Consider the following 21,396-nt stretch of genomic DNA (forward strand, 5'->3'; position numbering starts at 1 on the left):
CCTCCTCTGTCTTTCTCTTTTCTTTTTAGATTCAAGAAGCGGCATTCAGTTTCCTTCCAACTTATGAAAAATCCTCTAAATTATATAACAACTCTTCAATATGAATTTGTGTCGGGTCTAGTTGTATTAACTGGGTAAATACTTCTTTCGCCTCTTTTCGCATTCCTTCTTCCAATAAGAAATAACCGTACTCTTCCAAAAAGTCTGGATGATTCTTAAAAGAAGTATATGCACTTTCATAGTGTTTTAATGCATCCGAATACATTTCTAATTGTTTTTTTGCAAACGCCAGGTCCCAAAGTAGTTGTGTATCTGGCTCTCCGCTATCAATAGCACGCTCTACAACTGCAATTAACTCTTCATACTTTTCCTGTCCTTTTAAGATATACGCATATTTCAATGTTGCGCCTAAATGTCCAGGATCTAACTCAAGAGCTTTTTGAAGTACTTCTTCTGCTTCTACTACTTTTCCTAATTTAGCTGCAATATTCGCTAATTCTACATAAAACGGAACAGAAAGCTCATCTACTTTAATTCCTTCATGAAGTGTTTCATAGCTTTCTTGAAGCATTCCTTCTTTTTCATAGCTTTTCGCTAAATACATGTATAGCGATGCGTAATCAGGGTCTAATTCCTTTAATTCTTGCCAAGCACCAATTGCTCTTTGATATTCTTCTCCTTGGTATAATGTAAAGGCATATCCAAATAATGAGTGAATATCTTTTTGCTCTTCTAGGCCTGCTTCATAGTAAGAGATTGCCTCTTCCCAGTTTCCAATCGCACTTAACGTTTCTGCAAGACGAAGTGCAATCACAACACCACCCATTACTTTATGTTCTGCTAATAGCGATTCGTAATGAGTAATTGCCTTTTGTTCTTCCCCTTTACTACTATATAATTCTGCTAATCCAAACGTAATAACAGGTTCGTCAGGCATCATTTCTTTCGCCTTTAATAGTTTTTGCTCCGCTACATCATCAAAACCTTGCATTTGGAATAAATCCGCAACAAGTAATAACGATTGAACATATAAATCATCATTTTCCGGAATATCATGAAGCACTTCAATCGCTTCATCTTCTTTGTCTAGATCAATATATAATTCTGCTAAAAATACCGTAAATTCACTTTCTTCTGGATACAGTAGGCGTAAGTCCTCAGTAATTGTTAGTGCCTCATCCATAAATCCAAGTGTATGGTAATAACGAGCGATATCATACTTCTCTTCATCATTTGCAATTTGTAATTGTTCTTTTAATAATTGTAATCCTTTTTCCGCTTCTCCATTTTCAATATATGAAACAGCTTGTTCAAACTTTTGCATAAACGTCTCCTTTAATTCTAAAAAATATTCTCTTCTGTTCATTTACCCCGTAAAAGCCCGATTGGTTCAACTAATAATCAGCGAGGGACAAACATCCCCCACTAATTAAAGTTTCACTTTATCATAAGCAACTCACTGTAAGAACGCAACCTTTAGAATGAGCATACTTCTTCTTGTACTTTCTCTTATAGCACGGCTCGTTGTTCAAAAGGTTCTCATATGACACCGATACCGCATCCCTACTTTCTATTGTACCGTTTTCTTTCATTACCGTGCAAATAACTTCTCTCGTTGATTATTAAGTTATATAAAGCCAACCTGACTAGCACACTTCAATCTTTGTTAAAAAGTGGAGCTTCGTTACCTTAAATAAAAAAGGCTCCTATAATAGGAGCCACCGCAATTTCTTAAGAATATGTTTCCTCTTTCTTTACCTTCTCATTTACAAGCTCTTTCAGTAATTCTATAATTTCATCATTCTCTTCTTTTAAACCGACTGTAATACGAATACCGTCATGTATGCCAAATGCAGCACCTGAACGAACAATATATCCTTTTTGCATTAATCGTTCGAAAGCTTCATTACCAGGAATACCAAGTTTTAAGAAAATGAAATTTGTTTGAGATGGATAATAGAATACGTTATATTCCTTACAAAATGCATAGTATTGATTTAAACCTTCAGCATTCTTCTGCACACATTCTTCTAGAAACTTTTGATCTTCTAATGCAGCTATTGCTACAGATTGCGCTACAGTCGATGTATTGAATGGTAACCTTGCTACTTCTAGCTGTCCAATTAACTTCGCATTACCAACCGCGTATCCGATACGAAAAGCAGCTAAGCCATACGCCTTTGAAAACGTGCGTAAAATCATAAGATTTTCATACTTTTCAAGAAGTGGTAATGTTTGCGGATAGTCTTCCGCCCCCGCATACTCATAATATGCTTCATCCATAATAACGAGTGCTGACTTAGGAACTGATTCTAAAAATGAAAGCAACTTTTGTTTCTCTACGTATGTACCTGTCGGGTTATTCGGGTTACAAATCCATACAATCTTCGTTTTGTCATCTACTTGCTGTAACATCGCATCTAAATCGTGAATACCCTCTTTTAGTGGTACTTCACGAACTTCTGCTCCTTCAATAACAGCATGGTGATGGTATTGCGAGAACGTAGGATTCGCCATTACAACATTTGTGCCTTCATGTAGTAATGCACGGCTAATCATTTGAATGACTTCATCTAATCCACTACCAAATAATAGTTGTTCCGCTTTTACCCCTACATGCTCTGCTACTTTCGTTCGCAGGTCAAAGGCATATCCATCCGGATAAAGCGCGTATTGGCCCGCTAAAGAAGTTAATGCTTCTGTCACACGTGCCGAGCAACCAAATGGATTTTCGTTCGATGCTAATTTCACAATTTTTGATAATCCATATTCCCTTTTTACTTCTTCAATATTTTTCCCAGGTACATATGCTCTTAAAGTTAACAATTGCTCTTTCACTCTCATTTTTCTTCCCCCAGTCATTTGATTCAATTCAATTACAATACGGTTATAGTTCCTTACTGCAATCTCTTTTTATAACTGTCATTTACGAGAATACCTCTCCTATAACCCTTTTATGCCATATCCTTTTGAAATGCCTCTAACGCAATATGAACAGTCTCATCTGAAATAGATACGACATTTACTACCCCATATTCCTGCATAAGTACCATATGAATTGTTCCTGCATTTGCTTTCTTATCTTGTTTCATCAATTGAACGAGGCGCTCTACATTCAAATCACTTGGCATTTTTGGATAGCCGTACTTCAAGAACCACTGCTTCATCTCTTCATAAGCAAGATCAATCTTGTACACTTGTTCACTTAAGAATATAGCAAATAACATGCCAACAGCTACTCCGTCACCGTGAGTGATATTTCCATACCCAATCTCTTTTTCAAGAGCATGACCTAAAGTATGTCCAAAGTTCAGATGGGCGCGTACACCTTTTTCTGTTTCATCTTGCGCTACAATATTTGCTTTTACAGGAATCGCCTTCGTTAATATATGAATTAACTTCTCATCACGAAGTTCTGCTAATGTTTGTACTTCTTGTTTCAACCAATGATACAGCTCAACATCACCAATAAGAGCATGCTTTATCACTTCTGCATAACCTGAACGCCACTCTTTTTCAGGAAGAGACTGTAAAAACGGCGTATGATATACAACCGCTTCTGGCTGATGGAATGCACCAATCATATTTTTCCCTAATGGATGATTAATTGCTACTTTCCCACCTACTGCACTATCATGAGCTAATAAAGTTGTTGGAACTTGAACAAAACGAATGCCACGCATAAACGACGCAGCGACAAACCCAGCCAAGTCTCCAATCATTCCGCCTCCAAGTGCAATAATTAAAGAATTTCTATCTAATTTATTTTCAAGAGCTGAAGTATGAGCTCCGTAGAAGTTCTCAAAAGATTTTTCTTTTTCACCACTCGGTACAACAAATGAAAATACTTGTTGCTCTACTTGTAATGCATCAACAACTGTCTGTAAATGTAGAGATGCAACAACTTCATCTGAAATGATCATTACGTTAGATACAGCTGGCTGCATATTTTGAATGATTGTTGTCAAATGTGACAACGCTTCTTTTCCAACATGCACATCATATTCTTTTGATTTCGTTTGAATATGTATATTTCCCATTAAAATCCCCTCGCATATTCATTATGTTTCTCAATATTTTCACGGATAAGATCCATGCGATCTACTCCAAATTGTTCTAGTAAAGCTGTCGCTAATTCCCAAGCAACAACTGCTTCTGCAACGACACTAGCTGCTGGTACAGCACAACTATCTGAACGTTCAATACTCGCTGAAAATGGTTCTTTCGTATCTATATCCACACTTTGAAGAGGTTTATATAGTGTAGGTATCGGTTTCATCACACCGCGCACAACAATTGGCATACCAGTCGTCATACCGCCTTCTAACCCACCTGCATTGTTCGTTCTTCTTGTATATCCATGCTCCTCATCCCACAGGATTTCATCATGAACTTCACTTCCCGGTCTACGTGCTGCTTCAAAACCAATTCCAATCTCCACACCTTTAAAGGCATTTATACTCATAATTGCGGCTGCTAGTTTTGCATCCAATTTTCGATCATAATGTACATAGCTACCTACTCCAATTGGCATGCCTTCCACAACTACTTCAACAATGCCACCGATTGAATCACCATTTGCTTTTGCATCATCAATCGCTTTCATCATTTGCTTACCAGCTTCGTCATCTAAGCAACGTACAGGTGATTCTTCTGTTATACTTTTTAATTCTTCAATTGAACTATAAGTAATCTCCTTAGCTTGTACACCACCAATCTCGATTACATGTCCTGCCACTTTAATACCAAGTTCCGCTAAAACTTTTTTAGCAACTGCACCAGCAGCAACACGTACTGTCGTTTCACGTGCCGAAGAGCGTTCAAGTACATTTCTCATATCTCTATGACCATATTTAATCGCACCATTTAAATCAGCATGTCCAGGTCTTGGTTTTGTCACTTTCCTTTTCATTTCTTTTTCTTCTTGCTCCGTTAACGGCTCTGCACCCATAATTTTCGTCCAATGCGCAAAATCACGATTCTCAACAACGAGTGCAATAGGAGAACCTAATGTTTCTCCATGTCTAACACCACTTACAATTTGCACTTGATCTGTCTCAATTTGCATGCGTCTACCACGACCATATCCCTTTTGCCTTCTCGATAATTCTTCATTTATATCGTCCGCAACTATTGATAGTCCCGCTGGAACACCTTCTATAATCGTTGTAAGTTGTGGACCATGAGATTCACCAGCTGTAATATATCGCATACGTCATTCCTCTTTTCGTATATGTATTTATCTCACTATATTAAGCAATAATATGAACTTTCGTTATTCTAAAAATATGAAAGAAATTATATCGTAAATCGGCCATTTGCTTATTCTCATTCTATACTTCCAATAGGCCTTTTACTTTACATACCAATATATCATAACAACTTTAACTTCGTAACTAATTCAAATAAAAAAAGTGCAAGAAGAATACCCCTATTCTTCTTGCACTTTTTACTATTATCACAGTTATTAAAGCGTTTACAAATTATTTCAAAATAATTAGTAAATCCATTCATTCATTAATTTTGAGTAGTCTACTAATTCTTCTTCTTTAAAGAAAATAGCAATCTCGCGCTCTGCGCTTTCTAAAGAATCAGAACCGTGAATAATGTTTTTCGCAACAGTTACACCGAAATCTCCACGAATTGTTCCAGGAGCCGCTTCATGTGGTCTTGTTTTACCCATCATGTTACGAGCTGTATCTACTACACCTTCACCTTGCCATACCATTGCGAATACAGGTCCAGATGTAATAAAGTCTACTAATTCACCAAAGAAAGGTCTTTCTTTATGCTCACCGTAGTGTTCTCCAGCAATTTCCGGAGTGACTTGCATTAATTTTGCACCAACTAATTGAAAGCCCTTTTTCTCAAAACGAGCTACAATTTCCCCAATGAAAGCACGTTGTACACCGTCTGGTTTTACCATTAGAAATGTTTTTTCCATAAAAAATCTCTCCACTTCTGAATTATGTATGTAATTGTATATCCCCACACACATAGTAACACCCTTATCACAATTGTGCAATAGTTTTGAAATAGAGAGATTATTTTATTTTTTAGAAAAAACACTAAAATTTTCGTTTCCCAATATACTTTGCTACGTTTTGTAATGCATACTTCGCTTGCCCACGTGGGAGTGGTTTTATTATTTCTAATGCTTTATGTAAATAACGTTCACTAAACGCAAATGCTTTATCAATAGCATCACCATTCTTCACAGCCTCAATAATTTCTTTCATTTCGTCCGCTGTTGTATTTTCATGTACAGATGTGATTTTCTTACGAAGCACTGGATCTTCCATAGCATATAAAGCAGGAAGTGTAATATTCCCTTGTAATAAATCACCACCAGCAGGTTTTCCAAGTTTCTCTTCCGTTGAAACGAAATCTAGAATATCATCAATAATTTGATAAGACATTCCTACAAAATAGCCATACCAAAACAGACGATTTACCGTTTCACGATTCGCACCAGAAGCGATTGCTCCCAACTGACAACTCGCAGCAATTAATAATGCTGTTTTTCGCTTTATCCTTCTTAAATACGTTCGCAAATTTTGGTCATAATTATATTTATCTTTAATTTGTTCAATTTCACCTTTACAAACTTCTAAAATGGTATGTGATAGCGCCTGATGCGCCTCTGGAATTTCGATATTTGTTACACATTCAAGAGACTTAGCAAACAAATAGTCTCCTGTATACATCGCAATACGATCTCCCCATTTTGCATTCACAGTCGCACTACCACGTCGTAAAAATGCAGCATCAATAACATCATCGTGAACAAGAGAAGCCATATGAATAAGTTCTAACGCAACAGCAACATGCTTAATTGCGTCTAACTTATAATCTCCAAATTTCCCTGCAAGTAACACAAATACGGGCCGAATTCGCTTCCCACCAGCCTCAATAAGTTGTAATGCCGCTTCTTCTACTAATGGCTGTTCAGAAGCAACCGTCTTTTTTAATTCTTTTTCTATCACATTAATATCCGATCGTAAAAAAGAGTACATAAGTTGTAACTTCATATTGTTCACCTTAACCTAAAACGTCTTTTTTCTATTTTGATTCTGGTTTAATACCTAAATGCATCGCTGCTACCCCAAAAGTAAACGGCTTCACTTGTACATGTTCAAGTCCAGCTTCCTCAAACATATGAGCCAATTCCTTCATCCCCGGGAATGTACTAGCTGATTCCTGAAGCCATGAATATTCTTTATAACTTTTCGCAAACATCTTTCCAAATAACGGCATGATATACTTAAAGTATAAAATATATCCTTGTCGAAAACCAATCATTGTTGGCTGCGATGTTTCTAAACAGATTACTTTTCCACCTGGCTTTACTACACGCGTCATTTCTTTTAATACGTGCATATAGTCTGGCACATTACGCAAACCAAATCCAATCGTTACGTAATCAAATGTATTATCCTCAAATGGAAGTTCCATTGCATTTCCATGTAGAAGTTCTACTTGCTTTAATTGTAAAGCCTCTACCTTTTGCTTACCGACAGATAACATATTTTCACTGAAATCTAGTCCAACAACCTTCCCCTGCTCTCCTACCGCTCCAGCTAGCGCAATTGTCCAGTCCGCTGTCCCACAGCATACATCAAGCGCTTTACTGCCCGGTTGTACATCCATAATACGCATTGTCTCTTTACGCCATGCCTTATGTCTTTGAAAACTGATTACAGAATTCATTACATCATATTTATCAGAAATTTTTTCAAATACATCGTGTACTCTTTCTTCTTTTGATTGTTGCATGCTCGTACCTTCTTCCAATGTAAAATTGCTTATGTCTTCGATTTATCTTTTAACACAGCATTTATTTCACTTATGTCTGTGTGATTTTCTAAAAATTGATTTTCTTGCTTACTCAGTTCCATCATCCAGCCATTAATAACGGTTTCTGCATCTACTCCATCCCTCAAAATCCCTTGAACTGCTTGAAAAACAGGTGAATGTTGTTTATCAGCGTGCAATTGATATTCTTTTTGGAGACGATTTTTTCCTAACACATAAGTTATAAATGGCTTCCAATGTGATAAATGGAAATGATCACACGTTTTCTGCAATAGCGCAGACTCAATCGTTATCACACTTTTCATTATGTCCTCAATTGTTTTATGTGCTTTTTGATATAGCATAATTTTATGTTCATTGATTTCTTTAATTCCTTCAGCAAGCGCACGAATTAAAACAATATCACGATTCATAGACAATAAATAATAATATAACCCACTATAGTAATCACCTGCAAGTACTGTTAATTGGCGACATTTATGCGACTCAATCGCTTCCTCACCTGCTTTATTTGATACTCTTTCATGCGTATCAAGCGCAATTTGTACTAGCATAATCGTTACTACATAATGCTCGATTTGTTCTATATGTAAATTCGCACTCTTTAAAGCCCCATATAGTAATGCTATTTTTTCTTCATCAATAAATGGTTCTTCAATATAGTTTATAAAATAAGGATGGCGTAATTTCTCCATCAATTTCTCTTTTATACCCGCATACCCTCCGTAGATGTCACACACAAAAATCACCCTTGTTTTCTAATTCATAAAACTTATTATAACACATACATTCTATTTTCTATAACCAAAACTTGGCTACCCCTTCCAAACCTCCGCTGAATTAAATAACACCTTCCATTCTCAATCTGTCCAACTAAAACTATATCATTTATTCACATAAAAAAAAAAGAAAAGCAGTTTCCCGCTTTTCTTTACTTCGTTTTAATGAAAGATAAAATTTCACTACGTGCGGCAGCATCATTTTCTAACACACCACGTACTGCTGTCGTTACTGTTTTCGCACCTGGTTTTTTCACACCACGCATAGTCATACACATATGTTCTGCTTCTACTACTACCATAACACCATGCGGCTCTAGTACTTCCATAATAGAGTTCGCTACCGTTGAAGTAATACGTTCTTGCAGTTGTGGACGACGTGCAATTGTGTCTACAGTGCGGGCTAATTTACTTAGGCCTGTCACCTTTCCGCCTTGCGGAATATATGCAACGTGAGCAACTCCATAGAACGGAACTAAATGATGCTCACACATCGAATAAAATGGTATATCTTTTACTAGTACAAGCTCTTCGTGATCTTCTCCGAATACTTTATGCAAATGTTCTTTCGGATCTTCATGCATGCCCGCGAACACTTCTGCGTACATTTTTGCAACACGCTTTGGTGTATCAAGTACTCCCTCGCGATTTGGATCATCTCCGATTGCCTCTAAAATAAGGCGTACTGCATGTTCAATTTGTTCTAAATTAACTTTTGCCATCCGCTAGCCCTCCCGAAAACCTAAAAGTGATACGAACACATTCTAGCATATTTATGTTTTTAAAAGCAAAAAGAAGAGTTCCCAAAAAGGAAACTCTTCTTCCCTGTTAATATGTAAGGATTATTTAACCGCATCTTTTAACGCTTTACCAGGTTTGAATGCAGGTACTTTACTTGCAGCGATTTCAATCTCCTCACCTGTTTGTGGGTTACGACCTTTACGAGCCGCACGCTCACGAACTTCGAAGTTACCGAATCCGATTAGTTGTACTTTATCACCTTGTTTTAAAGCTTCTAAGATAGAATCAAAAACAGCGTCTACTGCTTTTGTTGCGTCCTTTTTAGAAAGGGAACTTGCTTCTGCAACAGCATTGATTAAATCTGTCTTGTTCATGCCATTCACCTCCTCCCAAAGATAAGACTGTATAATGATCATAAAATGAGTCTTACTTTCATTTGTAGGCAATTTTTACAAATTCTATACTACAAAGATGTAGATAAATCATTATCAACGCCTATATTATACGATTCTCCTTTATAATTCAATATTTTTAAGGAAATTGTTACTCTTAAAATGTGAAAATCTGATGAAACTTGACAATTTACAACAATATATTAGATAATGACTGTTTATTTTTCTATTACATACGTAAAAATAAAAAAATCCCTCTACAGTGAGAGGGATTTTTTCTTACAATATAATCGCAATTAATCCGCCAGAGCCTTCATTAATAATTCTTTCTAACGTTTCTTTTAATTTATATCTAGCATTTTCTGGCATTAAAGATAGTTTCGCTTGAATTCCTTCTCGAACAATTGAGCTAAGCGAACGTCCAAATATATCAGAATTCCAAATTGATAACGGATCATCTTCGAAATCTTGCATTAAATAACGAACTAATTCTTCACTTTGCTTTTCAGTACCTATAATTGGCTCAAACGTTGACTCCACATCTACTTTAATCATATGAATAGATGGGGCTACGGCCTTTAACTTCACACCAAATCTGGAACCGTGACGAATAATTTCTGGCTCATCTAAGCTCATGTCTGCTAATGCAGGCGCTGCTACACCATATCCTGTTTGCTTTACCATACGCAAGGCATCCGCCACTTGATCATATTCTATTTTCGCATGAGATAAATCGAGCATAAGCTTCAATAAATGATCTTTCCCTCGAATTTCTACTCCTACTACTTCTTTTAAAATTTGATCATACAATTCATCTGGTGCATATAAGTCAATCTCCGCCACACCTTGCCCCATGTCAATACCAGCTAGGCTCGCTCGATCAATAAATTCATATTGACTAAATTGCCAAACAACGCGGTCCACATCACGAAGACGTTTTATGTCCTTCACAGTCTCTTGAACTGCTTCCTGATAGCTTTGGCGTAACCAATGCCCTTCATTTAGCACCATTACCCAGCTCGGAAGGTTTACATTCACTTCTAAAACCGGGAACTCAAATAGCGCTTCTCGAAGCACATTATACACATCTGTTTCTCTTAAACTCTCTACACTCATCGCAATTACTGGAATATCATATTCTTCTGATAAACTTTGGCGTAATTGCTCTGTATCTGGATGATACGGCTGTACAGTGTTTATAATCATAATGAAAGGCTTTCCAACTTCTTTTAACTCATTTACAACTCGTTCTTCTGCCTCTATATAATCTCTTCTTGGAATTTCACCAATCGTTCCATCGGTTGTGATTACAACACCAATTGTAGAATGTTCTTGAATTACTTTACGTGTTCCGATTTCTGCAGCTTCATGGAACGGAATAGGTTCTTCATACCAAGGAGTATTAATCATACGCGGGCCATTCTCATCTTCATAACCTTTTGCTCCTGGAACCGTATATCCAACGCAATCTACTAATCGAATATTCACTTCAAGACCTTCATCTACTTCGATAGAAACCGCTTGGTTTGGAACAAACTTTGGTTCCGTCGTCATAATTGTACGACCAGCAGCACTTTGAGGCAGTTCATCCTGCGCTCTTTGACGGTCAGACTCATTCTCAATATTTGGAATAACTACAAGTTCCATAAATTTTTTAATGAATGTTGATTTTCCTGTTCGGACAGCTCCTACAACTCCAAAATAAATATCACCGCCTGTGCGTTCCGCAATATCTTTAAAAATATCTACCTTTTCCAAGTGATTCCCTCCCTCAAAATTTTTGGGAATAATTCCGCGTTTATAGTCAACTAATACCTTCTCTAACGTTGCCTATAATATCTGATATAATATAATGGTATTCTAGAAGTTCGGACAATATATCATATAATTTTGTCCAATTTCATATGACTATTTAAAAATATCTTTTGTTTGCATCACAAGTTGTATAACATAAAAAACCTTTCTTCTAGAACTTATTCGCTAAAAGAAAGGTTCATGACTTATGATTTAAAAAAAATTGGTTCTCCGTTCTTTACCGTATATGGCAGAGAATAAGCAGGAACAAATGGAGAGTCTTTCGATAGTATATTCCGAATATCTTCCCCTTCTTTAAATTGACCTTCATTTTTTTTCAAAGCTTCATATAAGTCGATTCTATAATCAACGAAAACTTCTCCTTTTTCATTGATTACGAAAGGCAGCCCCTTACCAGAATACGGACTTGTCACTTGCGGTACATCTTTATATCCTAGTTTTTTGAAATCTAATTCATAGACACCATCTGTAATTACTTTTTTAAAAGGTGGATATTGATGTTCATCACGATACATTTTAAGTTTCAATGTCAATTCCTGAATTTGGTCAGCCATCCTTACGTCAATTAACTTTACAGTGGGATTTGTTTCAACATCTATTAATACATATTGATATACTCCACCACTTTCATATGCATTCCCTGGTGCTTCTTGTATGTAACGCGGAGCAATCTTTTGAAAATCGATTGGATACTTCTGATAAATTGGCGTATTCATATCCCGCGTCTTAATTGGCAATATCCCATCATTTTGCTCCTTAAATGTCACTACAGCTTTTTGAACAACCTGTAGCTGATCTTCATAAGGAATAGCATTTTGTTTCATATTTTCTTTCGGATACAGACATCCTGTTAAAAGGCTCATACAACAAAATATTAAAATAATATGGACTTTTTTCACTAGCAATCACCTTTTCATACTAATATAACTTGCTCCGTATGTAGCATTTTCGAGACCATTCCCTTTACTGCTGTACAGGTCCACTAAATACAACAAGAAAAATAACAATTCCTGATACAATCATAAGGGTGTACGCTACTAACGCTGTAATCCCTTTCAAAAATTTATTCTTTATTTTGTATCTACTTATTAAAATAAAACTTACTGCAAAAAACATAAATCCAATTGCTCCTAAAGCAAACCACATTTTTAAAAGCCCTTCTGACATATACACACCCCTTTGTATTAATCTATTTTTATACTATTTTAACAAATTAAAATCTTTAAACAAATACAAAAATAACATTTTACTACAAATTGCGAATATATAACTTGAATCAACAGGTTTTTTCACAACTTTCATTAATCTAGATAAAAATAAAACCGAAGCGAGTGTCTCTCTCGCTCCGGTTGACCAAATATGCCCAAATCAGCTCTATTCCCATACTTTCATGGCTATCATATGCAATCCACAAACTCTTTGTTTCTCATATTTTATTTTTTAAACATTTTACTTAACGAGCCAAAATCCGCTGGCATATTATTATTAACAATTGCTTTTACAATTTGATCCTCTTGTTCTTTCGGCACTTCACGTCCTGCCATTAGAGCAACTTGATGAATCAATTGACGAAGCACTTTCTCATCACGTAAATTCGCATTTTGTACAGATGATGCTAATTTAAAAATATCTTCTTTATTCACTTTCGCTTCTTTTTCAATGTTATTAAAAATGTTATTATCCATTCTTTTCACCCTCTCCTCAAGTTACTCTTCATCCTATGCAAAAATGAAAAAATGGTGAAAAGACCCAAAAAAATAAAAAGCGGTAGAAGTACTTTTGTACTTCTACCGCTTTTATTTACAGTAAATCAGGTATAGCTTCCACTTCATGTTTTCGAACACGTCCCATTAATGAGCCTACTGCATCTTTCACATTATTCCCATTGAACAGCACGTCATATAAAGCAGCTGTTATCGGCATTTCAACTTCCATTTTCTCTGCTAATTCATGAGCAGCTTTCGTAGTTCTCACACCTTCTACAACCATACCCATGCTTTCTAACACTTCTTCTAAAGAGTGTCCTTTTCCAAGCATATTTCCAGCGCGCCAATTTCGGCTATGAACACTTGTACAAGTTACAATTAAGTCTCCCATACCAGTTAGACCAGCAAACGTTAACGGATTTCCGCCCATTTTTCTTCCTAAACGAGCGATCTCTGTTAAACCACGTGTCATTAATGCCGCCTTTGCATTATCACCTAATCCAAGACCATCAGTTATTCCAGCAGCTAATGCGATAATATTTTTTAACGCACCGCCAAGTTCAACTCCAATGATATCTGGATTTGTGTATACACGGAAGTAACTATTCATAAACAAGTCTTGTACTTCTTCAGCCGCTTCCATACGCTTTGCTGCAGACGTAACAGTTGTCTCTTGACGCAACCCAACTTCTTCAGCATGACTCGGTCCAGACAGCACAACAACGTCTTTAATCAAGTTCTCTGGAATTTCTTCCTCAATCACTTCCGAAATACGTTTTGACGTACCAGGTTCAATTCCTTTACTTGCATGAATCCAAGTAGTCGGACCTGCTACATATTTCTTCATATCTTGCAGTACTTCTCTATACGCTTTCGTTGGTACTACAAGAAGTACTACATTTACATCTACTAATGCTTCTTCTAAAGAAGAGTAGGCTACGATTGTGCTTGGCAATGTAATTCCCGGAAGGTATCGACTATTCTCATGTTTTGTATTAATCTCATCCATAAGTTCAGAACGATTTCCCCAAATACGTACATCATGCCCATTGTCAGCTAATACCATCGCTAACGCTGTTCCCCAGCTACCTGCTCCAACTACTGTGATTTTTGTCATAAAATCACATCCTCTCCATTAGTCTCTTGCTCTAGCGATAATGTGAATCGGCGTTCCTACAAAGCCAAATGATTCACGTAAACGATTCTTTAAGAAGCGCTCATATGAGAAGTGCAATAGTTCTGGATCGTTTACAAACACAACAAATGTTGGTGGTTTTACCGCAACTTGTGTTGCATAGAAAATCTTCAGACGGCTACCGTTATGCGTTGGCGTTGGATTCATCGCTACCGCATCCATAATTACATCATTTAATACATTCGTTTGAATACGGATACTATGGCTTTCATTTACCTCATCGATAACTGGTATTAACGTTTGTGTACGTTTTCTCGTTTTCGCAGATAAGAACACAATCGGTGCGTACTCTAAAAATTGGAAATGAGCACGGATGTTTTCTTCAAATGCTTTCATTGTTTTCTCGTCTTTTTTCACTGCGTCCCACTTGTTTACAACGATAACGACAGCTCGCCCTGAATCATGAGCGTATCCAGCGATTTTTTTATCTTGTTCAATAATTCCTTCTTCACCGTCTAAAACGACTAAAACAACGTCAGAACGTTCAATCGCTCTTAGTGCACGAAGTACACTATACTTTTCTGTACTTTCATACACTTTCCCTTTTTTACGCATACCAGCTGTATCGATAATTACATAATCTTTTCCGTCTTTACTATACGGTGTATCGACAGCATCACGAGTTGTTCCTGCTACGTTACTAACAATTACACGCTCTTGACCAAGAAGAGCATTTACAAGTGATGATTTCCCTACGTTTGGACGTCCAATTAAAGAGAAACGAATTGTATCTTCATCATATCCGTCTTCTTCAATCTTTGGAAAATGCTGTGCAGCTTCGTCTAATAAGTCACCTAATCCTAATCCGTGTGTACCTGAAATTGGGAATGGTTCACCAAATCCTAACGCATAAAAGTCATAAATGTCACTGCGCATTTCCGGATTGTCCACTTTATTTACTGCAAGTACAACTGGTTTATTTGAACGATATAATATTTTTGCAACTTCTTCATCAGCTGCTGTTACACCGTCACGACCGTTTGTCATAAAAATGATAACATCTGCTTCATCTATCGCTACTTCAGCTTGTTGACGAATTTGTGTCAAAAACGGCTCGTCTCCAATATCAATTCCACCTGTATCAATAATGTTAAATTCATGATTCAACCAATCTCCAGCGCTATAAATACGATCACGCGTTACACCTGGAATATCTTCTACGATTGAAACTCTTTCTCCAACAATTCTATTAAAAATAGTAGATTTCCCCACGTTCGGGCGGCCTACTATCGCTATTACTGGTTTCGGCATATACATTCATCCTTTCAACTTGCTTCTGTTTATTATGTAAAAAACCCTTCTTTGTGCAAGAAGGGATTTGCATTCCAGAATATTTCTCAACGTATCAAAACACCTCACATTATAACACACGTTGCTAATGTTTCACAATAATATATACATTCTCTTGTAAGCGATGCGCAATCCCATCTAAAATTGCCTCTAAATTATTTGCAACAAATTCTAGTTCCTCTGTCGAGTCACAAGTAAATAAAGGCGCACCACCTGCAAACTTCTCTGGCTTTGTTGTAATAACCGCAAGAATAACACTTTCTAACATCATCTCTTATCTCCCCTTCCTTTCGGGGCTTCCGATGACATATGGACAGCACTTTCTAACGTCGGTACATTTCCTATTACACTTATTGCCTTGTTAGCATCTTTATCTTGCGGAAGAACGAAAATCCCGATTCTTCCACTCGCTAAATCACGCTTTGCTAACGGTACAAGAGCTGGTGTTCCAGAATCTCTATATACCCCCAAAGCAACTGAAACATCATGTAAAATCGCTTGACGTTGCCCTAAATTAGAAATAGTAACCATCGCATCAATCGATTTCGGTTTCAAAATAAATCCCATGCCATATTCCATAATTTCATCTTGCCTTATCGGCAATCCAATATTCATAATATAAATATTATCGACATAAAGTCCTGCTCCTTCAAAACGCAGCGGAACATGTTCAATCTCTACAAGATCATGAAGTCTTCTGCCAGACATTAATTTTTTCGCAATAAAGAATGCGATGATAGCCATAATTACTCCAGCAATCCACGAACGGAATCCTATATACGCAAACGTCGTTGCAAACGATGTTAACATCGCCAAATAGTTACGACTTTCAAAAACTAATGCAATTCCTTCAATATATGTATTTCCACGCGGTACGAGCTCATATCCATCTAATTGTTGAAGCGTATTTCTTTCCATATTACGTACATCACGAAATTGTGTCGCTGCTAACGTAAGAAATGTAATGGCAGAAAAATCTTTTTTCAAAATTGACGGGATAGCAATCGCTCCTAAAGCAGCTGCAATTAATCCCATTGCAATATGAATAATTTTCCCGTGAAGCCTCGTCGGATATTGCCTCGTATCCGTCCGAAGCATTAACACCCTCGTTACTGTCCCCGCTATTACGCCACATAAAATGGCCGGTGTGTATTCAGTCATGTATTACCCTCGCCTTTCTTTTACGTGTCTTTCTCTTAAACTGCTCCATATATACTGATGCTTTTGCAATCCAATACAAAATTGCCATAAAAAATGTAGAAACGGCGATGATATCCAAAAACGCTAAACTACCGTAATCATAAGGAAAATGTAGTTTTCGAAAAATAAGTGTCACTAACAATTCACCTTGTAACATTCCGATATAAAGGGAACATAATCTCAATATGCGATCACCCTGTAATAAAACCGATGCATACACAAGAGCACTACTTAACAAAAACAATCTGTCCATTACAATCCAAATTGGATCATATACTTCTAACAAATGAAAACTTGTATATAACATTGCAATAATAAGTGCCGAAAGTAGGCCATATAATTTTTTCCAAATAGAATATAGCGTGATCCCGAAAAAAGAAATAATACAAAGCAATAAAGCATTTACTGATACCGTAAATGAAGCAATCGTCACATGTAATGGGGAGCAAATTATAAACACCAGTATACAAACGCTTAACTTCCACCGAACAGAGTCCTTTTTCATAAAAAAAGTTACAATAGTCCACCCTATCCAAGCTACAAAATAAAAAGTATTCCCATCCATCATTTCACCTCCTATGTTTTCCATTATGGGAACTTTTTATGAAAGTTAATCCCCCTTTCTTTACGCATAGTTTTTTCATATAACAGCAACACTTTTAATAAGGAGGTGCTATTCACAATGGGTAAAGATCGCCAAGAAAAAAAACTAAGAGAATCACGCCGCGTTGAATCAGATCGCGACCAATCACTACAATATCCGGGTGCAACTGGACTTGATACACCGGAGCAAGCTCGAAAGCAGAATCAGCACTAATCATACAAAAAGACGGTTTCGATATTGTACGAAACCGTCTTTTTCATATTTTATATTTATATTGAAATAACATTTCACATGCGAATCTTTCTACAATTTATTTTTACCCCCTGCTCATTTCCCTTGGCAAAATTAACCCTTATCCAGTAATTCAATAGCACACTATCCACATTTTTCAGTCGCAACTTTTACAAGATAATGTTTATATATAGGAATAATTTCATTTTTATAGAATATTAATTCCATCCCTCACCTTATATCACTAAAACGAATGGAATACAAAAAAAATCAACCGTTTGGTTGATTTTTTATCTTCTACTATAATGCGTCGTATCAATTCCACGCTGCGTTAACCAATGATACGTTTCACCCTTTACAACAAGAGGTACAGATTGTAATTCTTCTATCGTCTTTGCCCCAAGAGCTGTCATAATAAATTTTAAATCTGTATGTAGAAGATCAATTTCATCCACTAACTTCTCGATGCCATCTTGCATTAAAATGCGTAAAAAGTATCCAGCAAAAGCAGTTGTATTTGCCCCTAACGCGATCGCCTTTGCTACGTCTAGCGCTGTTTGTATGCCCCCAGATGCAATAAAAGAGAGGTTATTATTTGTAGAGGTTGCTTCAATAATCGAGGTAGCTGTTTGTATGCCCCAGTTATTAAAATAAGAGAGCATACGCTGTCTTCTTTCATTTTCAACTGCAGCAAAATTGGTACCACCTTGTCCGCCAATATCAATTGCTGTTACACCTATACTCGCTAACTGTTGCATTGTTTCCTTGCTCATCCCAAATCCAACTTCTTTTACAATGACCGGAACTTCGCTCTTTAAAACAATTTGCTCAATTCGCTGCAGTACACCAGTAAAATCACGGTCTCCTTCTGGCATCGTTAACTCCTGTATAACATTTAAATGAATTTGCAGTGCATTCGCCTCAATCATATCAACGGCACGATCTGCCTGTTCGGTAGTTGCCTCACTACCTAAATTGGCAAAGAAAATACCATTTGGATTTATTTTTCTAATGATTTTATACGAAGCTACTTCATTCTCATCCTTTAATGCTGCCATTTGCGAACCAACAGCCATAGCGAGATTATGATGTTTCGCTACATATGCTAATTGTTCATTAATATGTAACGTTTGCTCTCCCCCACCACCAGTCATCGCATTGATAAAAATCGGCGAACTTAGTGAAAGTTCGCCGATTTTTGTTTCACATGTTATCGTATCATAACTTGAATTTGGCAAGCTTTGATGCACAAAATCAATATCATGAAAGCCATGCGTACGAGACTGACCAGTAGAAAGAGCGTATTCAATATGATCTAATTTACGTTTTGCCCTTACCACTTGTACCCCTCTTTATTTCTTTAATTTTTTCAGTTGTTCACCAATAATATCACTTAATTGGAAAGTAGCAGAATCAGCATTTGGTTCATACTGACTGTAATCTTCAGTTACATTATTTTCCTCAAGCGCTTCTTTTATACTTAAAGAAATTCGTTTCTCTGCTACATGGACTTCAAGCACTTTCACTGTTACTTCTTGTCCCATTTCCAATACTTCATTTGGATTTTTCACGTGACGATTTGCAATTTGAGATACGTGCACAAGTCCTTCTACACCAGGTAAAATTTCAACGAATGCACCGAATGTAACAAGACGTTTTACTACTCCCTCACGAATATCTCCAGCTTTTATTTCACCCGCAACATTTTCCCAAGGTCCCGGCTGAGCTGCTTTAATTGATAACGAAATACGTTGTGTATCAGCATCAACAGATAGCACCTTTACCTTTACTTTTTGACCTTGCTCTAATACTTCAGAAGGCTGTTCTACACGCTCGTGAGAAATTTGTGAAATGTGAACTAAACCGTCCACACCACCAACGTTAACGAATGCACCAAAATCTGTTAATCGTTGTACTGTTCCTTCAACAACGTCCCCTTCTTTTAATGAAGAAATTGCTTCCTTTTTCTTAGAATCTAGTTCTAATTCTACTACCGCTTTATGCGAAAGGATTACACGATTTTTTTCACGGTCTAATTCAACAATTTTTACCGCTAATGTTTTACCTTTATAGTCAGTAAAGTCTTCTACGTAATGCACTTCTACAAGTGAAGCTGGGATAAAACCACGAACGCCAAGGTCCACAACTAATCCACCATTCACGATATCTTTTACAGTAACATCAAATACATGACCAGAAGTGAATTTTTCTTGTAATTCTATCCATGCTTTTTCTGCATCAACAGCACGTTTAGATAAAACAAGATCATCTTCTTCTAATTTAATAATTTTTAATTCTAGTGTTTGATCTAATTCTACAACATCGCTTGCTTTTTCAATATGAACGTTAGCTAATTCACTAATCGGAATTACGCCATCTGTTTTGTATCCAACATTTACAAGCACTTGCTTCTCTTCAACTTTCGTTACAGAACCTGTAACAACGTCACCAACTTGTAATTCTTTTGAATCCATAACTTCTTCATTCATTTTCTCTACCATGGAAATACCTCCCTACAGAATTGACAAAGCATTTTTATGTATATACGAAATGAAAACAAAAGTTTTCATTTGCATGTTTAAGAATTTATCATCACATACTCTGTTTCAATACTATTCACAAGAAAATATATTAATCCTATATAAATAGTATACAGCAAAATCATCTTGAAAAAAGTATGTTTTGAAATATAATAGCGAATATATTCTGAAAGTTTTATCCTTCTCTAACTAACTTCTTACAAATTCGCCCATTTGTCAAGGAAAGAGACTCATAATTCACGTATCCTTTACATTTCTATATAAACAAAAAAGAAAGAGGATAATCCCCTTTCTTTACTTCGCAAACACTCCTGAAACAATGCCCATAATTTTTTGGACAACTTCTTCAATTGATAAAGAAGTTGTATCTAATTCCAATGCATCATCAGCCTTTTTTAAAGGAGAAACTTCGCGTTCTGAATCTAACTTATCACGCTGAGCAATTTCTTCTTTTAACTGCTCTAAATTAGAATCGAAACCTTTATTTATATTTTCTAAATGTCTTCTTTCCGCTCTTTCTTCCACAGAAGCAAGCATAAAGATTTTCACTTCAGCATCTGGCATTACATGTGTACCAATATCACGGCCATCCATTACAACGCCGCCTTTTTTCGCTAATTCTTGTTGACGACGTACCATTTCTTCACGCACAAGGCGATGCTTCGCTACAATTGATACTTGATTCGTCACTTCTGGTGTACGAATTACTTCAGAAACATCTTGTCCATTTAAAAATACAAGTTGTGAATTTTCCCCTTGCTGAAATTCAATATTTACATTCCTTACAACTTCCATTAACTTCTCTTCATTTTCAATGTCCACTTTTCGCTCAAGGGCTGCATATGTAATTGTACGGTACATTGCGCCTGTATCAATATAAACGTAAGAAAGTTTCTTTGCAACAACTTTTGCAACTGTACTTTTCCCAGCTGCAGCTGGACCATCTATAGCAATTGAAATTCGTTTATCCATTGTAACACCTCATTTTTTCACTTATAAAACAAAACGAAAAGCAGGTATTCATCCCTGCTTCTTCTCATTTGCTTCACGTCATTAAATCCTCAATTATTGTAGCATACTCCTTCATA

23 protein-coding genes are annotated in these 21,396 nt (G+C 36.5%); 1 reads left to right on the top strand and 22 read right to left on the bottom strand.

The features are described from left to right. Positions 1-61: 61 nt before the first annotated feature. The 19 genes from EUC40_RS18380 to EUC40_RS18470 form a co-directional block, all read right to left on the bottom strand. A complete protein-coding gene (locus tag EUC40_RS18380; RefSeq protein ID WP_156576233.1) occupies positions 62-1,324 on the bottom strand; it encodes a tetratricopeptide repeat protein in 1,263 nt (420 codons plus the stop codon). 407 nt (positions 1,325-1,731) lie between these two features. Further along, entirely contained in the window at positions 1,732-2,844 is a 1,113-nt protein-coding gene (gene hisC, locus EUC40_RS18385) for a histidinol-phosphate transaminase (RefSeq protein WP_156576234.1), read from the bottom strand. A 110-nt stretch (positions 2,845-2,954) separates the two neighbouring features. Continuing rightward, complete coding sequence (gene aroB, locus EUC40_RS18390) at positions 2,955-4,040, bottom strand: 3-dehydroquinate synthase (protein WP_156576235.1); 1,086 nt, start codon at positions 4,038-4,040, stop codon at positions 2,955-2,957. Then, the gene (gene aroC, locus EUC40_RS18395) at positions 4,040-5,212 is read right to left on the bottom strand and encodes a chorismate synthase (protein ID WP_071709777.1); all 1,173 of its coding nucleotides are present in this window, start codon (positions 5,210-5,212) and stop codon (positions 4,040-4,042) included. Before aroC ends, aroB begins: the two co-directional genes overlap by 1 nt. A gap of 285 nt (positions 5,213-5,497) precedes the next feature. Then, a complete protein-coding gene (gene ndk / locus EUC40_RS18400; protein ID WP_000415881.1) occupies positions 5,498-5,944 on the bottom strand; it encodes a nucleoside-diphosphate kinase in 447 nt (148 codons plus the stop codon). A gap of 124 nt (positions 5,945-6,068) precedes the next feature. After that, positions 6,069-7,031, bottom strand: coding sequence for a heptaprenyl diphosphate synthase component II (hepT, locus tag EUC40_RS18405; RefSeq protein WP_071709778.1), 963 nt, complete (start codon positions 7,029-7,031; stop codon positions 6,069-6,071). A 31-nt stretch (positions 7,032-7,062) separates the two neighbouring features. Further along, positions 7,063-7,776 (bottom strand): 2-heptaprenyl-1,4-naphthoquinone methyltransferase, encoded by a 714-nt coding sequence (gene menG / locus EUC40_RS18410; RefSeq protein ID WP_001187669.1) that lies wholly within the window; start codon positions 7,774-7,776, stop codon positions 7,063-7,065. Positions 7,777-7,805: 29 nt separating this feature from the next. Next, on the bottom strand, positions 7,806-8,555 hold the full coding sequence (locus EUC40_RS18415; protein WP_071709779.1) for a heptaprenyl diphosphate synthase component 1: 750 nt from the start codon (positions 8,553-8,555) through the stop codon (positions 7,806-7,808). Between the two features lie 191 nt (positions 8,556-8,746). Further along, positions 8,747-9,316, bottom strand: a complete 570-nt coding sequence (gene folE / locus EUC40_RS18420) for a GTP cyclohydrolase I FolE (RefSeq protein ID WP_001151478.1) — start codon at positions 9,314-9,316, stop codon at positions 8,747-8,749. A 120-nt stretch (positions 9,317-9,436) separates the two neighbouring features. Next, positions 9,437-9,709 carry an HU family DNA-binding protein gene (locus EUC40_RS18425; RefSeq protein ID WP_001043860.1) on the bottom strand — a complete coding sequence of 91 codons (273 nt, stop codon included), beginning with the start codon at positions 9,707-9,709 and terminating at the stop codon, positions 9,437-9,439. 297 nt (positions 9,710-10,006) lie between these two features. Further along, positions 10,007-11,485, bottom strand: a complete 1,479-nt coding sequence (gene spoIVA, locus EUC40_RS18430) for a stage IV sporulation protein A (RefSeq protein WP_000416519.1) — start codon at positions 11,483-11,485, stop codon at positions 10,007-10,009. A gap of 242 nt (positions 11,486-11,727) precedes the next feature. Continuing rightward, a complete protein-coding gene (locus EUC40_RS18435; protein ID WP_071709780.1) occupies positions 11,728-12,441 on the bottom strand; it encodes a hypothetical protein in 714 nt (237 codons plus the stop codon). Between the two features lie 64 nt (positions 12,442-12,505). After that, positions 12,506-12,709, bottom strand: a complete 204-nt coding sequence (locus EUC40_RS18440) for a DUF2768 domain-containing protein (RefSeq protein WP_071709781.1) — start codon at positions 12,707-12,709, stop codon at positions 12,506-12,508. A 266-nt stretch (positions 12,710-12,975) separates the two neighbouring features. After that, entirely contained in the window at positions 12,976-13,227 is a 252-nt protein-coding gene (locus tag EUC40_RS18445; protein ID WP_000369752.1) for a stage VI sporulation protein F, read from the bottom strand. A gap of 115 nt (positions 13,228-13,342) precedes the next feature. Then, on the bottom strand, positions 13,343-14,365 hold the full coding sequence (locus EUC40_RS18450; protein WP_071709782.1) for an NAD(P)H-dependent glycerol-3-phosphate dehydrogenase: 1,023 nt from the start codon (positions 14,363-14,365) through the stop codon (positions 13,343-13,345). Between the two features lie 18 nt (positions 14,366-14,383). Then, entirely contained in the window at positions 14,384-15,694 is a 1,311-nt protein-coding gene (der, locus tag EUC40_RS18455; RefSeq protein WP_001125891.1) for a ribosome biogenesis GTPase Der, read from the bottom strand. A gap of 124 nt (positions 15,695-15,818) precedes the next feature. Continuing rightward, positions 15,819-16,004, bottom strand: coding sequence for a capping complex subunit for YIEGIA (locus EUC40_RS18460; protein WP_071709783.1), 186 nt, complete (start codon positions 16,002-16,004; stop codon positions 15,819-15,821). Beyond that, positions 16,001-16,894, bottom strand: coding sequence for a YIEGIA family protein (locus EUC40_RS18465; protein ID WP_156576236.1), 894 nt, complete (start codon positions 16,892-16,894; stop codon positions 16,001-16,003). Before EUC40_RS18465 ends, EUC40_RS18460 begins: the two co-directional genes overlap by 4 nt. Then, positions 16,887-17,498, bottom strand: coding sequence for a YphA family membrane protein (locus tag EUC40_RS18470; protein WP_156576237.1), 612 nt, complete (start codon positions 17,496-17,498; stop codon positions 16,887-16,889). Before EUC40_RS18470 ends, EUC40_RS18465 begins: the two co-directional genes overlap by 8 nt. Positions 17,499-17,615: 117 nt before the next feature. On the opposite strand from EUC40_RS18470, the gene EUC40_RS18475 reads away from it, so the two are divergent. After that, positions 17,616-17,750, top strand: coding sequence for a YpzI family protein (locus EUC40_RS18475; RefSeq protein WP_000513898.1), 135 nt, complete (start codon positions 17,616-17,618; stop codon positions 17,748-17,750). Between the two features lie 308 nt (positions 17,751-18,058). On the opposite strand, the gene EUC40_RS18480 is transcribed toward EUC40_RS18475, so the two are convergent. From EUC40_RS18480 to cmk, 3 genes are all read right to left on the bottom strand, one after another. Continuing rightward, on the bottom strand, positions 18,059-19,108 hold the full coding sequence (locus tag EUC40_RS18480; protein ID WP_071709786.1) for a type 2 isopentenyl-diphosphate Delta-isomerase: 1,050 nt from the start codon (positions 19,106-19,108) through the stop codon (positions 18,059-18,061). Between the two features lie 12 nt (positions 19,109-19,120). After that, entirely contained in the window at positions 19,121-20,269 is a 1,149-nt protein-coding gene (gene rpsA / locus EUC40_RS18485; RefSeq protein WP_071709787.1) for a 30S ribosomal protein S1, read from the bottom strand. A gap of 333 nt (positions 20,270-20,602) precedes the next feature. After that, positions 20,603-21,280 (bottom strand): (d)CMP kinase, encoded by a 678-nt coding sequence (gene cmk, locus EUC40_RS18490; protein ID WP_071709788.1) that lies wholly within the window; start codon positions 21,278-21,280, stop codon positions 20,603-20,605. Positions 21,281-21,396 lie beyond the last annotated feature (116 nt).

It is taken from the genome of Bacillus luti, from assembly GCF_009739945.1.
Taxonomy (GTDB): Bacteria; Bacillota; Bacilli; order Bacillales; family Bacillaceae_G; genus Bacillus_A; species Bacillus_A luti.

Bases quoted from the DNA above. Each gene is read 5' to 3' on its own strand.
- rpsA (WP_071709787.1), bottom strand. From the start codon at position 20,269: ATGGTAGAGAAAATGAATGAAGAAGTTATGGATTCAAAAGAATTACAA.
- cmk (WP_071709788.1), bottom strand. From the start codon at position 21,280: ATGGATAAACGAATTTCAATTGCTATAGATGGTCCAGCTGCAGCTGGG.
- aroC (WP_071709777.1), bottom strand. From the start codon at position 5,212: ATGCGATATATTACAGCTGGTGAATCTCATGGTCCACAACTTACAACG.
- EUC40_RS18470 (WP_156576237.1), bottom strand. From the start codon at position 17,498: ATGGATGGGAATACTTTTTATTTTGTAGCTTGGATAGGGTGGACTATT.
- der (WP_001125891.1), bottom strand. From the start codon at position 15,694: ATGCCGAAACCAGTAATAGCGATAGTAGGCCGCCCGAACGTGGGGAAA.
- EUC40_RS18460 (WP_071709783.1), bottom strand. From the start codon at position 16,004: ATGATGTTAGAAAGTGTTATTCTTGCGGTTATTACAACAAAGCCAGAG.
- EUC40_RS18425 (WP_001043860.1), bottom strand. From the start codon at position 9,709: ATGAACAAGACAGATTTAATCAATGCTGTTGCAGAAGCAAGTTCCCTT.
- hepT (WP_071709778.1), bottom strand. From the start codon at position 7,031: ATGAAGTTACAACTTATGTACTCTTTTTTACGATCGGATATTAATGTG.
- EUC40_RS18475 (WP_000513898.1), top strand. From the start codon at position 17,616: ATGGGTAAAGATCGCCAAGAAAAAAAACTAAGAGAATCACGCCGCGTT.
- EUC40_RS18440 (WP_071709781.1), bottom strand. From the start codon at position 12,709: ATGTCAGAAGGGCTTTTAAAAATGTGGTTTGCTTTAGGAGCAATTGGA.
- folE (WP_001151478.1), bottom strand. From the start codon at position 9,316: ATGGCAAAAGTTAATTTAGAACAAATTGAACATGCAGTACGCCTTATT.
- EUC40_RS18380 (WP_156576233.1), bottom strand. From the start codon at position 1,324: ATGCAAAAGTTTGAACAAGCTGTTTCATATATTGAAAATGGAGAAGCG.
- EUC40_RS18465 (WP_156576236.1), bottom strand. From the start codon at position 16,894: ATGACTGAATACACACCGGCCATTTTATGTGGCGTAATAGCGGGGACA.
- hisC (WP_156576234.1), bottom strand. From the start codon at position 2,844: ATGAGAGTGAAAGAGCAATTGTTAACTTTAAGAGCATATGTACCTGGG.
- menG (WP_001187669.1), bottom strand. From the start codon at position 7,776: ATGCAACAATCAAAAGAAGAAAGAGTACACGATGTATTTGAAAAAATT.
- EUC40_RS18450 (WP_071709782.1), bottom strand. From the start codon at position 14,365: ATGACAAAAATCACAGTAGTTGGAGCAGGTAGCTGGGGAACAGCGTTA.
- ndk (WP_000415881.1), bottom strand. From the start codon at position 5,944: ATGGAAAAAACATTTCTAATGGTAAAACCAGACGGTGTACAACGTGCT.
- EUC40_RS18445 (WP_000369752.1), bottom strand. From the start codon at position 13,227: ATGGATAATAACATTTTTAATAACATTGAAAAAGAAGCGAAAGTGAAT.
- aroB (WP_156576235.1), bottom strand. From the start codon at position 4,040: ATGGGAAATATACATATTCAAACGAAATCAAAAGAATATGATGTGCAT.